Annotated in this window: 11 protein-coding genes; 6 read left to right on the forward strand and 5 right to left on the reverse strand. The window is 71.1% G+C overall.

Annotated elements, in window-relative coordinates:
- Positions 1-195 precede the first annotated feature (195 nt).
- Complete coding sequence (locus ACFWHU_RS17185; protein WP_387225436.1) at positions 196-2,892, forward strand: polysaccharide lyase family 8 super-sandwich domain-containing protein; 2,697 nt, start codon at positions 196-198, stop codon at positions 2,890-2,892.
- Between the two features lie 216 nt (positions 2,893-3,108).
- On the forward strand, positions 3,109-4,854 hold the full coding sequence (locus ACFWHU_RS17190) for a lysyl oxidase family protein (RefSeq protein WP_385798394.1): 1,746 nt from the start codon (positions 3,109-3,111) through the stop codon (positions 4,852-4,854).
- A gap of 110 nt (positions 4,855-4,964) precedes the next feature.
- Here the strand turns inward: ACFWHU_RS17190 and ACFWHU_RS17195 are convergent, their stop codons facing one another.
- A complete protein-coding gene (locus tag ACFWHU_RS17195; protein ID WP_387225437.1) occupies positions 4,965-5,897 on the reverse strand; it encodes a zinc-binding dehydrogenase in 933 nt (310 codons plus the stop codon).
- A gap of 97 nt (positions 5,898-5,994) precedes the next feature.
- Between ACFWHU_RS17195 and ACFWHU_RS17200 the strand changes: the two genes are divergently transcribed.
- The 4 genes from ACFWHU_RS17200 (at position 5,995) to ACFWHU_RS17215 (ending at position 10,977) form a co-directional block, all read left to right on the forward strand.
- Positions 5,995-6,717 (forward strand): TetR/AcrR family transcriptional regulator, encoded by a 723-nt coding sequence (locus ACFWHU_RS17200; RefSeq protein ID WP_387225438.1) that lies wholly within the window; start codon positions 5,995-5,997, stop codon positions 6,715-6,717.
- An 83-nt stretch (positions 6,718-6,800) separates the two neighbouring features.
- A complete protein-coding gene (locus tag ACFWHU_RS17205; RefSeq protein ID WP_387225439.1) occupies positions 6,801-7,241 on the forward strand; it encodes a hypothetical protein in 441 nt (146 codons plus the stop codon).
- Positions 7,238-7,645: a hypothetical protein gene (locus ACFWHU_RS17210; RefSeq protein ID WP_387225440.1), complete on the forward strand. Its 408-nt coding sequence runs from the start codon at positions 7,238-7,240 to the stop codon at positions 7,643-7,645. The genes ACFWHU_RS17205 and ACFWHU_RS17210 overlap by 4 nt, the downstream gene beginning before the upstream one ends.
- Positions 7,646-7,788: 143 nt before the next feature.
- Positions 7,789-10,977 (forward strand): ATP-binding protein, encoded by a 3,189-nt coding sequence (locus ACFWHU_RS17215; RefSeq protein WP_387225441.1) that lies wholly within the window; start codon positions 7,789-7,791, stop codon positions 10,975-10,977.
- On the opposite strand, the gene ACFWHU_RS17220 is transcribed toward ACFWHU_RS17215, so the two are convergent.
- The 4 genes from ACFWHU_RS17220 to ACFWHU_RS17235 all read right to left on the reverse strand — a co-directional run bounded on the left by ACFWHU_RS17220 (position 10,958) and on the right by ACFWHU_RS17235 (position 14,377).
- A complete protein-coding gene (locus ACFWHU_RS17220; protein ID WP_387225442.1) occupies positions 10,958-11,749 on the reverse strand; it encodes an ABC transporter permease in 792 nt (263 codons plus the stop codon). The two genes, ACFWHU_RS17215 and ACFWHU_RS17220, sit on opposite strands and share 20 nt — an antisense overlap.
- A complete protein-coding gene (locus ACFWHU_RS17225) occupies positions 11,746-12,765 on the reverse strand; it encodes an ATP-binding cassette domain-containing protein (protein ID WP_387225443.1) in 1,020 nt (339 codons plus the stop codon). Before ACFWHU_RS17225 ends, ACFWHU_RS17220 begins: the two co-directional genes overlap by 4 nt.
- A gap of 80 nt (positions 12,766-12,845) precedes the next feature.
- Positions 12,846-13,388 (reverse strand): sugar O-acetyltransferase, encoded by a 543-nt coding sequence (locus ACFWHU_RS17230; protein WP_385798406.1) that lies wholly within the window; start codon positions 13,386-13,388, stop codon positions 12,846-12,848.
- A gap of 20 nt (positions 13,389-13,408) precedes the next feature.
- On the reverse strand, positions 13,409-14,377 hold the full coding sequence (locus tag ACFWHU_RS17235; protein ID WP_387225444.1) for a LysR family transcriptional regulator: 969 nt from the start codon (positions 14,375-14,377) through the stop codon (positions 13,409-13,411).
- Positions 14,378-14,479: the final 102 nt, after the last annotated feature.

Genomic DNA, 14,479 nt, shown 5'->3' on the forward strand with positions numbered 1-14,479 from the left:
TACACACGGCGTATACATGCCGTGTATAGCGATATGGCAACGAACCACCGAAGCACCCCTGAGCTGCCCTTTCCCTCCCCCGGCCGCTGCCCGTCACGCTCGGCGGGATATGCGGGCCCCGCCGATTCATTGACAGGCCCAACCCCGGTTGTTTGGATGCGGCAAGCGCTTTCTGGCCGAGTTTGGAGCATTCCCTTGCAGCTCTCGCGCCGCACCCTGTTGACGATGTTGCCCGCGTCCACCCTGCTCGCCGTGGCAGCGCCCCTGCGGGCGCGAGCGGCCGGGAGGCCGACCGCCACGACGGCCGCGAGCGCCGGCGGCGGCGCCGAACCCGGCGCCAACCACGCCGCGCTCCTCGCCAACACCGTCGCGATCTTCGCCGGCACCGCCGTGTCCAACGCCCGCCCCGAGGTGGCCGCCAAACTCGCCGCCATCACTTCGACGGCGCGCACCCGCCTCACCGCCCTCGATGGCGCGGGACCCGGGGAACTCTTCAAGGGCGTCGCCCTCGGCACGAGCGACGCGAACCTCAACACCTCGTACCAGTACCTGTACGAGATCGCCCTCGCCACCCGTACCCCCGGCCCCGTCGCCTCGGACCTCCGGGACAACGCGAGCGTCCAACGACGCGTCATCGACGGCCTGGTGGCGCTCCACGACACGTACTACGGCGACCAGTCGAGGGGTTACTACGGCAACTGGTTCAACTGGGAGATCGGCATCTCCGCGAGCGTGAGCAGGACACTCGTCCTGCTGAAGGACCAACTCGCCGCGTACAAGCCGGATCTGACCGCCACCTACGTCTCCTCGATGGACGCCTATCTGCGTAACGGCAAGGACGGCGACGTCGACCTCGACTCGCGCTTCCACACCGGCGCCAACCTCGCCGACATCACCACCAACCGCATCCTCCAGGGCGCGGTCACCGGCGACGACGCGCGAGTCGTCAAGGCGGTCGCCGACCAGCTGACGGTGTACGCGACGGTCGATCCGTACCACCCGCGACACGGCGTCACCGACGGCTTCTACGCCGACGGCTCCTTCATCCAGCACGACTCCGTCGCCTACACCGGCTCGTACGGCAAGGTCCTGCTCACCCGCGCCGTGCAGACCGTCAAGATCCTCGAAGGCACCGATTACCTCGACACCGGCACAGACGCAGGCACCGGCACCGGCACCGGCGATCTGGTGGCCGTGGTGCGGGGCTGGGTGGCCCAGGGCTTCGCCCCGCTCATCTTCGAGGGCTGGATGATGGAGATCGTCAAGGGCCGCGGGGTGTCACGGACGGCGACCGGCTACACGGACGTCGCCGTCGTCGTCGAGGCCGTCGTCGACCTCTCGGGACACTCCACCGGCGCCGACGCCACGGCCCTCCAGGGTTATGTGAAGTTCGTCCGCCAGACGTCGAAGGCGGCGCTCGACCCTGCCGTCTTCGTCTCACCGGTCAGCGTCGCGCGCTACGCCGACATCCTCGCCGACACGTCCGTGCCGGCCGCGGACCTCGGGGACGCGGAGAGCCACACCGCGTTCAACGCGATGGACAAGACCGTGCACCGGCGCCCCGGTTACGCGTTCGCGCTGGCCCGCAGCTCCGACCGGATCAGCAAGTACGAGTACATGAGCGGCGAGAACCTGATGCCGTGGTTCCAGGGCGACGGCGCGCACTATCTGTACCTCGCGGGCCAGGACCAGACCCGGTCCTTCGGCGTCGACTACTACACGACCGTGTCGCCGTACCGGCTGGCCGGCGTCACCGCGCCCGTCGAGACCCGCCGGACGATCCCCGAGCTGTACGGCACCGCTTGGTACGACAACCCGGAGCGCGGCTTCACCTCGTCCTCCGAGTCGCAGAACACGTACGTCTACTTCCCGCGCGGCACCAACACCCTGTCCGGGGGCGCCCGCCTCGGCGCGTACGGCGCCGTCGGCCTCGTGCTGGGCGACGACGTCGCGTACGCCGCGAAGCAGGCCGGAGAACTGCCCGACGACTTCGTCGCCCACCGCAACGCCACCGCCACCAAGTCGTGGTTCATGCTCGACGACGAGATCGTCGTCCTCGCCGCCGGGGTCGGTGACGCGGCGGGCCGTGCGGTGACGACCACGCTCGACAGCAGGATCGCCGCGGTGTCGGACGCCGTCACGGTGACGGGGCGTCTGCGCGACGGCGCCGCGTGGCCGGGCGGCGGTGACGGGGGCGGGGGCGGCGGTACGGCGCCGGGCCCGGTGGCCTGGCTGCGTTACGCGGACTCCGGGCAGGGGGTCTCGGTCGGGTACGTGTTCCTGGACGGGAGTGGGGACAGCCGTCCGACGGTCGCGCTCGACACCGTCACCAGGAGCCGCCGCGTCGTACGTACGTCCAACCCCGACACCCCTGTCACCAAGCGGGTGTTCTCCCTGTCCGTCGACCAACCGGCGGGCGCACGGCGGCTGTCGATGGCGCACGCCCTCGTACCGAACGCCACGGAGCGGCAGTTGAAGGCGTACGGCACGGGCCACGGACACGGGCACGGGCAGGACGGAGGGCAGCACGGCGGAGGGCGCGGACCGTTGTCGGTCGTCGCCAACACCACACGCGTCCAGGCCGTCGAACACCGCGGACTGTCCCTCCTCGCGGTCAACACCTTCACACCCGGCACGCACCGCGCCGACCGTCTGTCGATCGACGGCGCCGCGTCGGTGATCCTGCGGACGTCGCACGACGGCACGGTCTCGGTCGCGGTCTGCGACCCGACGATGCGGCGGAACACGGTCTCGGTCACCCTGCGCGGCCGTTGGCTCCGCGCCGTGTCGTCCGACGACGGGGTCCGCGTCCGCAAGGTACTCGGCGGCACGCGGATCGACGTCGACACCCACCAGACTCACGGGCGCAGCCTGACGGCACGGCTGCGGTAGGACGGAGCCGGGATTGCGGCCGGATCCGGCGCCCGAAGGCGACTTTCGGCCAACGATTGAGTTCGCACCGGTTCACAGACAACCCACAGCCCCCTCTCCCGCCTCTCACTACAGGGGAGACAGTTCCGCGACCGGAGACCGTACTTCGCGCCGGCTGTTCGTCCACCGTCCACGCAGGCATTCGGAGAATTCGGAACACTCGGAAAACGAGGAACGATGACCAGAACGCACAACGTCCGGCTCCGGCGTTCGGTGATGGCCGCCACCGCGGCGCTCGCCGTGACCGCGGGTGTCGTGGCCGCGGCGCCAGAAGGCGAGGCGGCGCAGACCACGCCGAAGCTCAGCCTGATCGCCGCGACCAAGTCGCTGACACTCGACTCGTGGAAGGAGGACCCGGGCGTCTACCTCGACCTCGGTACCTACCTCACGGCCGAGGGCGCTCCCTTCGAACTCAAGGTGACCCGCAAGTCGTACAAGGACCCGGTCGTCGCCGAGCAGATCATCCACGACGGCGACAAGACCAGCACCAAGGCCCTGCCGGCCGGGCTGGTGAAGGACTTCTCGGGGCTGCCGGGCTTCGCGCAGATCACCATCACCGACACGAACCGCAAGGTCGTGGTCAACAGGACCGAGAAGTACTGCCCGAACAACGCCGCCGGGCGCATCGACCCCGACGGGTCGGCCAAGTCGAAGTACCCGGAGAGCTGCCCGGAGAACGCGTTCACGCTCGGTTCGGTGTGGGGCGTCGAGAAGGGCTGGGCGTCCAACACGTACGCGGGCTACTCCTCCGAGCCGGTCGAGCTCGCCGCCGGCAAGTACCAGGCCAAGGTGTCGGTGACCAAGCGCTACCGCGACCTCTTCGGCATCTCCAGCAAGCCGCAGATCATCAACCTGACTGTGCGCGAGCGCAGTTGGGAGGACGAGGAGGGCGGTGCCGGGCTGCGCAGCAAGAGCGCGGCGTCCGGCCACAGCGGCCACGACATGGCCAACATGAAGGGCATGGCCGGCATGTCCGGGCACGCCGGCCACGGTGCGACGCGCTCCGCGGCACCCGCCGCCCCGACGAGCGGCGCCGGCCCCTCGTACAACGTGGGTCACGGCCCGCTCATCCCCGCGCCGCCGGCCCTGCCGTGGGCGCTGAAGAAGGCCTCGCTGCGGACCGCGACGGCTCCCGTCGGTGACGGCCCCGGCCGCACGGACGGCTCGCGCAAGGCGCCCGCCGTGGAGCCCAACGCGAAGCGCCCGACCGGCAAGGCGGTGGTCCCGGACGTGCCGAAGCCCGACCTGCGTTCGCTGCCCGCCTACGGTATCGAGATCAGCGACGGCGGCGAGGACGTCAAGGGCAAGGACTACCTCGCCTTCAGCGCCAACGTCTGGAACGCCGGTCCCGCGCAGCTCGTCGTGGACGGCTTCCGCAGCCCCGGCAAGGAGCTGATGGACGCCTACCAGTACTTCTACGACGCGGACGGCAAGCAGGTCGGCTACACCCCGACCGGCACCATGGAGTGGGACCCGCGGCCGGGCCACGAGCACTGGCACTTCACCGACTTCGCCAGCTACCGGCTGCTGAAGGCGGACCAGAAGGAGACGGTGCGCAGCGGCAAGGAGGCGTTCTGCCTGGCGAACACCGACGCCGTCGACTACACGGTGAAGAACGCCAACTGGCACCCGGGCAACACCGACCTGTCCACCGCGTGCGGCCAGGAGAACTCGATCTCCGTCCGTGAGGTGCTGGACGTCGGTTCCGGCGACACGTACACGCAGGACCTGCCGGGCCAGTCCTTCGACATCACCAACCTGGCGAACGGCACCTACTACATCCAGGTGCTCGCCAACCCCGAGAACCGTCTCAAGGAGACGAGCCTCGACAACAACAGCGCCCTGCGCAAGGTCGTCCTCGGCGGCAAGCCGGGCGCGCGTACGGTGAAGGTGCCGGCGCACGACCTGGTCAACTCCAACTGACCTCGTTCGTACGGTAGTCACTCTCGATCGGCCCCCGGGATCCTCCGCCCCGGGGGCCGATGCCGTCCGGCGCCCCTCTCGCCCCACCTCGCCCCCTCCGGCGCCTTCCGTCACCGCAGGTCGATGACGGCCTTGCCGTGGAGGCGGCGTTCGAGAAGTGCCTCGACCGCCTCCGGCACCTTGTCCCAGCCGCCGCGCCAGGAGATCTGCGCGTCGAGTTCGCCGGCGGCGACCTTGGCCGCGAGCATGCCGAGGTCGGGGGCGAGACCGGTGCAGCCGAGCAGATAGAAGGTGACGAGCGAGCGGTCGTGCCGTCCGTCGTTGCCGAACAGCGCGCCGTACGGGAAGTGCTCGCCCTCGTCGATCGCGACGTGCCCGACCGAGACCAGCGTCCCGCCCTCCGTCAACATCCCGAAGGCGGCGACGAGTTGATCCCCGCCGACCAGATCGACGACCCCGTCGACGGGCGCGTCGAGCCCCGCGGGTCCGGCGACCACCTCGTGCGCGCCGAGCGCCCGCAGACTCTCCCCGTGGGCGTCCGGGTCGCCGGTGGAGGCGATGACGTGCGCACCGCCGAGCCGCGCGAGCTGTACGGCGTACCGCCCGGTGCCGCCCGTCGCGGCGGTGACCAGGATCCGCCTGCCGAGGATCGGACCGATCCGCCGCAGCGCGCGCAGGGCGCTGGCGCCCGCCACGGGGACGGTGCTGATGGCCCCGAGATCGGCGCCGACCGGGACCGTACCGATCAAGTCGGTGCCGACCGCGCGGAGTTCGGCCCAGGCGCCGTCGGGGCCGAGGGTCACCACCGGCGTACCGGCGGGCGGGCCCGAGCCGTCGGCGGCGGCGCGTTCGACGACTCCGGCGGCGTCCCAGCCCAGTACGGCCCCGTCGGCCGCCTCCCGCAGGACGAAGCGGACCTCGCCGTGGTTCAGGGAGGTCGCGGCCACCCGGACGAGGGCCTGGTTCGGCGCGGGTTCGGGGTCGGGGGCCTCGCCGAGCCGCAGGCCGGTGGGCGTGGAGTGGTCGACAAGCAGAGCGCGCATGGAGGGATGCCCTTCCTCGGATCCTCGGGAATCTCCAATGTGCCACTGAGTGGCATTAGCGCACAAGCGGCATTCGCTTCTCCAGTACGGTGGTGTCATGAGCACCGCGCCACCACCCTCACCACCTCCACCTCCGCCACCGTCGCCTCCCGCGCCCTCGCTGCGCGAGCGCAAGAAGCGGCGCACCCGGCAGCTCCTGGTGGACACCTCCCTCGAACTGTTCACCGAGCGCGGCTTCGGCAAGGTGACGCTGGACGAGCTCTGCGACTCGGTCGAGGTCTCCAAGCGCACGTTCTTCCGCTACTTCACCAGCAAGGAAGACGTGGCGATGGCCCCGACGCAGGACCTGTGGCTGACGTTCCTCGACGTACTCGAAACGACCGACCTCGCCCCCGCCGACCGGGCATCCACCGGCCGGCCGGTCCTGGAACTGGTCCAGGACACCCTGCTCACGGCCCTGGAACGGACGGCCACCGACGACTGGAACCACCGCGTCCTGCTCAGCCGCAATCTGACCGAGCGGACCCCCTCGATGGACGCGCACGGCCTTCACTTCTGCGACCGCACCACCCGCACGGCGCTGGCCACCCTGCACCACCGCCTCGACATCCCCGACCCGCTGGACCTCCGCCCCCGGCTGGCCCTGGACATGGTCGTCGCCGCGTTCCACTGCGCCCTGACGACCTGGGCGTCCGCCCCCGACGCGGCGCCCCTGTCGACCCACACCCACCAGGCCTTCACGGCCCTGGCGGCCACCCCGACCTTCCCGGCGACACCCCGCCGCCGGCCGCGGGCGGCCCACAGCCCACGAGGCGTGTGACCGTCGGGACACCACCCTCCGGGCCCGGAGGCGCGCCTGAGTAAGCCTGTCGAGGCTCGACAGATATCCGGGGGAGTTCGCGCGTGGAACGGCTAGGCCATGACGACCCTCCCCGAACCAGGCCGCATGTCACCCTGGCCCAGCTGGACGCCGAGTACGAACAGGCCGTCCCCGCACGCCGCTTCAACGCGGGCGGCGACCGCACGTTCCTCGTCCGCCTCCCGCTCCCCGACGCCGACCCGATCCGCTGGGCCGTCGGGGCACGGGCCGCACGTCCCGAGCAGGTCGTACGCGGTCTGGGCGCCACCCTGGCCCGGACACTGGCCGCCGCGAACACCCACGGTGTGACACGCGGGCCGGAGACCGGATTTCAATCCGCGATCAGCCGCGTCTCAACCTCCCCCCGTCCGCTGAAACCGTGGTGTGACCGCCGTGAAAGCGGGCGGGCGCAAGCTCTGCGTCAGAAGCAGGACGGCGCGAGCCCATCCGGGGCCGCGACAGAGTTGAGGAGCACACCACCATGAGCATCACCCTCACCGCCCAGGACAAGGTCACCCTTCGGACCGCCGCTTACGGCGCCGTCACGCTGATGAGCGCCGCAGGGGCCGCCGGGTCGCCCCACCGGGCCGCGACCGAAGGCAGCATCGCCCTGGCCAACGCGACCGGCCCGGTCGGGCACGTGCTCGCCGAGAAGACGAAGATCAAGGACCTGAACCACAAGTCCACGGCCGAACTCGCCGACCGCGTGCTGCCGGCCCTGACCGCGACCATGAGCCTGCTCAAGGAGCAGGATCCGGCGGAGGCCGACAACTTCCGCGGCACCGTCACCGTCGCCGTCGAGGCATCCGCCCGGACCCACCGCGGCAAACCCGGCCCCGCCATGGCCGAGATGGCCCGCAAGATCACCGGGGCCCTCGACGCCGCCTGACGGCCCGCTTGTCGGAACCCGTCTTCGAACCTCGATTCCGAAGGTTCGGAGACGGGTTCTATGCGTTCTACGAGAGGCAGGCGCAGCGGGCCGGCGGCGGCAGCGGCAGTTCCACCCGATGGTGCCTTGGCTAATCTGCACGGGTGACTACCGACCTGACCCTGCTGCCACGTGTCGCCCATCGCGGGCACGAGGTCACCGCGCCCCGGCTCCGCGGGCTCCTCGCGCTGCTCGCGGGCGACCTGCGTACGGGTTGCAGCACCGAGCGGCTGGTGGAAGGGCTGTGGCAGCCGGACGAGTTGCCCGAGCGGCCCGGACGGGCGCTCCAGGTCCTCGTGTCCCGCGCGCGGGCGCAGCTGGGCGCCGATCTCATCGCGAGCACGCCGACCGGATACCGGCTCACCCTCGCCGAGGACCAGGTCGACACCTCCGCCCTGCTGCTGCACGCCGCCGCGGGCGCGGACCGGGCCAGGGCCGGGGACTACGCGGGATCCCTCGCCGCGGCCGAGGCCGGGCTCGCGCTGTGGGAGGGCACGCCCGACGGAGCCGGCGACACCGACGATCCCGTGTTCGCGCTGCGCACCGAGCGTGAGCCGGTGCGCGGGGCCCTCGTCCGCGCGCGGGCGCTCGCGCTCGCGCGTCTGGGACGGCACGCGGAGGCGGCCGGTCCGCTGGACGCGACCGCCTCGGAGCATCCGCGCGACGAGGAAGTGCTCGCCGAGTTGCTGCGCGGCGTGGCGGCGACGACGGGCCCGTCCGCCGCACTGGCACGGTACGAGGCGTACCGCCGGGAGCTTCGCGACGATCTCGGCACCGATCCGGGCGCCGGACTCAAGGCCGTACAGCAGGAGTTGCTGCTCGGCGAGGCGCCGGTGGTCAGGCACGGCGTGCCGCACGAGCCGAACCCGCTCCTCGGCCGGGACGAGCACATCTCGGCCCTCCAGGGGCTGTTGCGTACCTCCCGCGCCGTCACCGTCGTCGGCCCCGGCGGCCTGGGCAAGACCCGGATCGCACACGCCGTCAGCCGCCGGGCCGAGCAGCGGGTCGTGTACTTCGTGCCGCTCGCCGGAGTCACCGCGGACGCCGACGTCGCCGCGGAGGTGGCCTCCGCGCTCGGTACGGGCGAGGGGCGGCCCGGCGCCGGTAGCGGCCACGGCCCGGCCGCCCTGGTGTCCGGCATCCTCGGCGTCCTCGGCACCGGGCCGGCGCTGCTGGTCCTGGACAACTGCGAGCAGGTCGTAGGGGGCGCCTCCGATCTCGTACGGGCCCTGGTCTCGTCCTCGAAGGACCTGCGGGTGCTCGCCACCAGCAGGGCGCCCCTCGGTCTCACGTCGGAAGCGGTGTACGCGCTGCCGGAGCTGGGCCTCGACACCTCCATCGAGCTGTTCACGCAGCGGGCGCGGGCCGCCCGGCCCGGTGTGGAGCTGCCGCCTGACGCGGTGGCAGGTCTCTGCCGCCACCTCGACGGGCTGCCGCTCGCGGTGGAGTTGGCCGCGGCGCGGGTGCGGGTGCTCTCGGTGCGGGAGATCGCCCGCCGCCTCGGCGACCGGTTCGCGCTGCTGCGCGGCGGGGCGCGGGACGTGCCGGAGCGCCACCGCACGCTGTACGCGGTCGTGGAGTGGAGCTGGAACCTCCTCGCGGAGGAGGCCAGGGCCGCGCTGCGCCTGCTGTCCGTCTTTCCCGGCGGCTTCTCCGGCGAGGCGGCGGAGCGGGTCCTCGGCGAGGACGCGCTGCTTCTCCTGGAGCAACTGGCCGACCAGTCGCTGCTCACCGTCGCCGACACCCCGTCCGGTGTGCGGTTCCGAATGCTGGAGACCGTAAGGGAGTTCAGCGCCGCCCGGCGTACGGAGGCGGGCGAGGACGAGGAGGCCGTCGACCGGTTCCTGGCCTGGGCGCGGGACTTCGGGGTCACGCACCACGACTGGTTCTTCGACGCGGATCCGCTCGCCGCCGGCGAGCGGATCAGGGCCGAGCAGGACAACCTCGTACTGGCCCTGCGGCACGCCCTGGCCCGTACGGACGGCCCCACCGTCGCCGCGCTCACCGCCGTCCTCGCCGCTCTGTGGTCCACCGACTCCAGCTTCCACCGCCTCGCCGGGCTCGCCGCGGAGACCGGCCCGCCGCTGTCGCACTACTACCCCGAGCCCCAGTACGTCGAAGTCACCCGCTCCGCCGCGACGTTGTGCACGGCGGGCCTGTTCATGGGCCACGGCCCGGTCGCCGTACGCCAGCTCGTCGTCCTCCGGCGACTGCCCGCGGCCCCGCCGGACACGCTGATGCGCGCCACCGCCGCGGTGCTCGGCGCGATCCCCGAGATGCTGCCTCCCGATTACGCCGTGCTGCGAGGGCTCTGCGAGAGCGAGCAGCCGCTGGTCGCGGGCGTCGCCGAGTGCATAGCCACCTACGTCTGGGAGTTCGAGCACGACATCGACCGCGCGCTCGTCTCGGCCCGCCGGATACTCGCCGAACTGGCCCCGGTCGACAATCCGTCCATGCGGCTCATGGGCCACTCCCGGCTGAGCGAGCTGTGCTTGCGGACGGGGCGCGGCGAGGAGGCGTACGAGCATCTCAGGGCGGCGCTCGACGTGGTGCCGCGCCTCGGCGACGGACACGACTACCTCTTCATCCGCACCAGCCTCGTCCTGGCGTGCCTGCAGCGAGACGACCCCGACGAGGCCGAGTACTGGCTGCGCCAGGCGGAGAGCGACAACGTACCGGAGGAGGACGCCATCTACCGGTCCGGCCTCGGCGGGCGCGCGGAGATCGCCCTCGCCCGCGGGCTGACGGAGGTGGGGCTCGGCCTGTGGCGCGGCGCGCTGGAGCGGATGCCCGGGGCCGGCTCGGCGGACGACGACAACGACCTCTGGCTCGACCCGTGGGCGCTGCACATCCAGTCGGCGGCGGTGACGGCGCACGCGCACGCGGGCCGTGTCGAACTGGTCGCGCGGCCGGTCGACCGGCTCCGGCGGGGACTGCGGACCCTGCTCGCCGGTCCGTCCGGCTCGCCCATGGAACTACCGGTGCTCGGCTCGCTGTTGCACGCCCTCGGCATGGTGGGGCTCGCGTCGGGCGACGGAGACGGCGACGACGGAGCAGGTGAAGGTGCCGGTGCCGGTGCCGTACGGATGATCGCGCTGGCCGAACGGCTGCGGGCGCCACGCGAGTTCCAGCCGACGATGTCGGCGGACCGCGCCCGGAAGGCGGTCGCGGCCACCGGTAACGCTGCCGGGGCGGCGTACTCCGACGCGGTGTCGGAGTACGCCGCCCTGGGGCGGGACGAGTTGCGGGAGGCGGCCCGTGCCGTCATGGCCGTTACTTCGGGTCGCGGTTGAACTGCTCGTTGGACCAGTAGTAGCCGAGGGCGGAGAGAGCCAGGCACCAGACGATCGCCAGCCACCCGTTGTTGCCGATCTCGGTGCCGAGGAGCAGGCCGCGCAGTGTCTCGATGGCGGGGGTGAAGGGCTGGTACTCGGCGATCGGCTGGAACCAGCCCGGCATGGTCTCGGCCGGGATGAAGGCGCTGGAGATGAGCGGCAGCAGGATCAGCGGCATGGCCATGTTGCCGGCGGCCTCTGCGTTCGGGCTGGCCAGGCCCATGCCGACCGCGATCCAGGTGAGCGCCAGGGCGAAGAGCGCGAGCAGACCGAACGCCGCGAGCCACTCCAGGACCGTCGCGTCGGTGGAGCGGAAGCCGATGGCGACGGCCACGGCTCCGACGAGGACCACGCTCATCACGCACTGGAGCACGCTGCCGACGACGTGACCGATGATCACGGAGCCTCGGTGGATGGCCATCGTGCGGAAGCGGGCGATGATGCCCTCGGTCATATCGGTGGAGACGGAGACCGCGGCCCCGATCACGGTGCTGCCGATGGTCATCATCAGGATGCCGGGGACGATGTAGGCGATGTAGTCGGCGCGGTCCGCGCCACCGCCGCCGATGCCGGCGCTCATCACGTCGCCGAAGATGTAGACGAAGAGCAGCAGCATCATGATCGGCGTGAGCAGCAGGTTCAGGGTCATGGACGGATAGCGGCGCGCGTGCAGGAGATTGCGCCGCAGCATCGTGTTCGAGTCGCGTACGGCGAGGGCGAGAGAGCTCATCGGGTGTTCTCCTTGGAGGACTGGCCGGGGACGCCGAGGGTGGCGGCGGTGGCGGCGGCGCTGGTGGAACTCGTGGAGTTGGTGGCGCTGGTCAGGGCGAAGAACACGTCGTCGAGGTCGGGGGTGTGCACGGTCAGTTCGTCTGCCTCGATGCCGGCGGTGTCGAGCCAGTCGAGGATGGAGCGCAGTTCGCGCTGGCTGCCGTCGCTGGGGATCTGTAGCGACAGTGCCTCGTCGTCCCTCGTGGCCTCGCGCAGGGACACGGCGGCGCCTTGGTAGGAGGCCGGGTCGGTGAAGCGGAGCCGTACGTGTCCGCCGGGGATGAGCCGCTTCAGCTCCTCCGCACTGCCTTCGGCGGCGATCTTCCCGTCGTTCAACACCGCGATGCGGTCGGCGAGTTCGTCGGCCTCGTCCAGGTACTGGGTGGTGAGCAGGACCGTGACGCCGCCGGCGACCAGGCCGCGGATGATGCCCCACATGTTGTGACGGCTGCGCGGGTCGAGGCCGGTGGTCGGCTCGTCGAGGAAGATGATCCGCGGGCTGCCGACCAGCGTCATGGCGATGTCCAGACGCCGCTTCATACCCCCGGAGTAGGTGGAGGCGGGCTTCTTCGCGGCCTCGGCCAGGTCGAACCGCTCCAGGAGCTCGGCGGTCACCCGCCGCCCCTCGTCACGGGAGAGATGGTGCAGGTCCGCCATGAGGAGCATGTTCTCCTCACCGGTGATCAGACCGTCGACCGCGGAGAACTGCCCCGTGACACCGATCGCGGCACGCACCGACTGCGGGTCCGCGGCGAGATCGTGACCACCGACACGCGCCTGCCCCCCATCCGCGGTGATCAGCGTCGACAGGATCTTCACGGCAGTGGTCTTCCCGGCACCGTTCGGCCCCAGCAACGCGAAGACCGTACCGGTCGGCACCACCAGGTCGATGCCGTCGAGGACGAGCTTGTCCCCGTAGGACTTGTGCAGCCCTTCGGCCGCTATGGCGAGTGATTCCGGAGTCGTTGTTGTCATGCCGCAGAGAGTGCGGCAGGGCGCATTCAGCGCTGTTTCAGAGCGGTTTCAGCGCCCTGGAACCGTGCCGCAGGGCCCCGTCACCACCGCCGGTGCACGGTCGCCTTGCTGCCGGTCACCAGGCTCGCCGCCGGTACGTCGTCGGTCACGACCGCCCCGGCGGCGACCACGGCGTCACGGCCGATGCTGACGCCGGGAAGGATCGTGGCACCGGCGCCGATCCACACGTTCTCCGCCACATCGATGGGCGCGCCGCTCAACCACCCTCTCCGCTCCTCGGGATCGACCGGGTGACCGACGGTGATGAACGTGGCCTTCGGTCCCACCATCACGCGCTCGCCGAGCCGGATGCCGGCGTAGTCCAGGAACGTGCAGTTCTGGTTGATGAACACCCGCTCGGCGAGCTCCAGGTGGTGGCCGTGGTCCGTGTAGAAGGGCGGATAGATCGTGACTTTCGGCGGCAGCGGCTTGCCGAGGATCTGTTCGAACAGTTCCGCCTTGCCCGCCTCGTCGTCGAAGGGCAGGACGTTCAGGCGGGAGGTCAGCTCGGTGGCGCGCAGGACCCTGTCGGCCATGGCTCGGAACTCGGCGCTGTGAATGCGCATGAGACGGTCGCTGGACATTGCCACGATCCTTGTCTGGTTTACCGGTGACTGGCACAGGACTCGCCGTCGCCGCGCCCTGGCGCCGTCGCCCAGGACGGCAGCCAGACAGGCTCAGGGAGCCTTGGCAGGCTCCGCAGGTGGGTGATGATTCGACGGAGTCCTGGATGTGGATTCGTTCCGGGGAGGATGAGCGAGAGCGGGTACGCGAGGGTCGGATTCACGACGGGGATACGGCGCAGGTCGTGGTTGGCCGGCCAGATGTACCGGTCGCGTGCCCCGACAAGGGTGGCCACGTCCGCTGAGTCCGCGAGGGTGTCCAGGAGTACTTCGTCTCCGAAGTGCGGGCCCGCCGCGTCGACGCGCAGGTCGAATTCGGTGACGAGCTGATCGTAGAACTCCGCCCATTCGCTCCGGGGCGCGATACCCGGCACCCATATCCGGTGCTTGCGCAACTGGAGGGGCGTCAGGCTTGGTGCGGAGGCGAGCGGATGTCTCGGACCGACGAGAAGTTCCAGCGGGGAGTCGAACGCGCGGATCATCCGCACGCCGGGCGGCAGCGTCTCCGGGGCCGTGACCGTACGGAACGAGGCGTCGACATCGCCCGCTTCGACGGCGGCGACCGCCGCGCGCGGGTCGTCGACCCGGAGGGTCACCACGTCGAGGTCGGTCTCGGGATGCGACCGCCAGTAGTCGTGCAGAGCGACGGCCTGCGCGCTTCGCAGACCGAGTACATCGATCCGAAGGGCGCGGGAGCCCGGCCTGACCGCGTCGACGGCGCGCTCAACACCGGCGACGATGCTCCGCGCGTGGGGGAGAAACGCCTGACCGTCGAGCGTCAGCTCAACCCCTCGGGCGGTACGGGTGAACAGACGGACTTCCAACTCCCGCTCCAGGGCGGCGATCCGCTTGGAGACCGCTTGCTGCGTCACGCCCAGCTCATCGGCGGCACGCCTCAACTGCCCGAGCCCGGCCGCCCGGACGAACGATCGCAGTGCCTCGGTGTCCACCGGTTCACCTTAGGCACGCACAACTGATCGTTGTGCCGCGCCGAGGACCGGTTGATCGCCCACGCTCCGGCGCGACCGGCGCGACCGGGGCGACCGGCGCGA

It is taken from the genome of Streptomyces sp. NPDC060366, assembly GCF_042725135.1.
In the GTDB taxonomy this organism is placed as follows: domain Bacteria; phylum Actinomycetota; class Actinomycetes; order Streptomycetales; family Streptomycetaceae; genus Streptomyces.

Excerpts from the sequence above, each read along its gene's own strand:
- ACFWHU_RS17225 (WP_387225443.1), bottom strand. The coding sequence starts at position 12,765 with ATGACAACAACGACTCCGGAATCACTCGCCATAGCGGCCGAAGGGCTG.
- ACFWHU_RS17200 (WP_387225438.1), top strand. The coding sequence starts at position 5,995 with ATGAGCACCGCGCCACCACCCTCACCACCTCCACCTCCGCCACCGTCG.
- ACFWHU_RS17220 (WP_387225442.1), bottom strand. The coding sequence starts at position 11,749 with ATGAGCTCTCTCGCCCTCGCCGTACGCGACTCGAACACGATGCTGCGG.
- ACFWHU_RS17190 (WP_385798394.1), top strand. The coding sequence starts at position 3,109 with ATGACCAGAACGCACAACGTCCGGCTCCGGCGTTCGGTGATGGCCGCC.
- ACFWHU_RS17195 (WP_387225437.1), bottom strand. The coding sequence starts at position 5,897 with ATGCGCGCTCTGCTTGTCGACCACTCCACGCCCACCGGCCTGCGGCTC.
- ACFWHU_RS17230 (WP_385798406.1), bottom strand. The coding sequence starts at position 13,388 with ATGTCCAGCGACCGTCTCATGCGCATTCACAGCGCCGAGTTCCGAGCC.
- ACFWHU_RS17210 (WP_387225440.1), top strand. The coding sequence starts at position 7,238 with ATGAGCATCACCCTCACCGCCCAGGACAAGGTCACCCTTCGGACCGCC.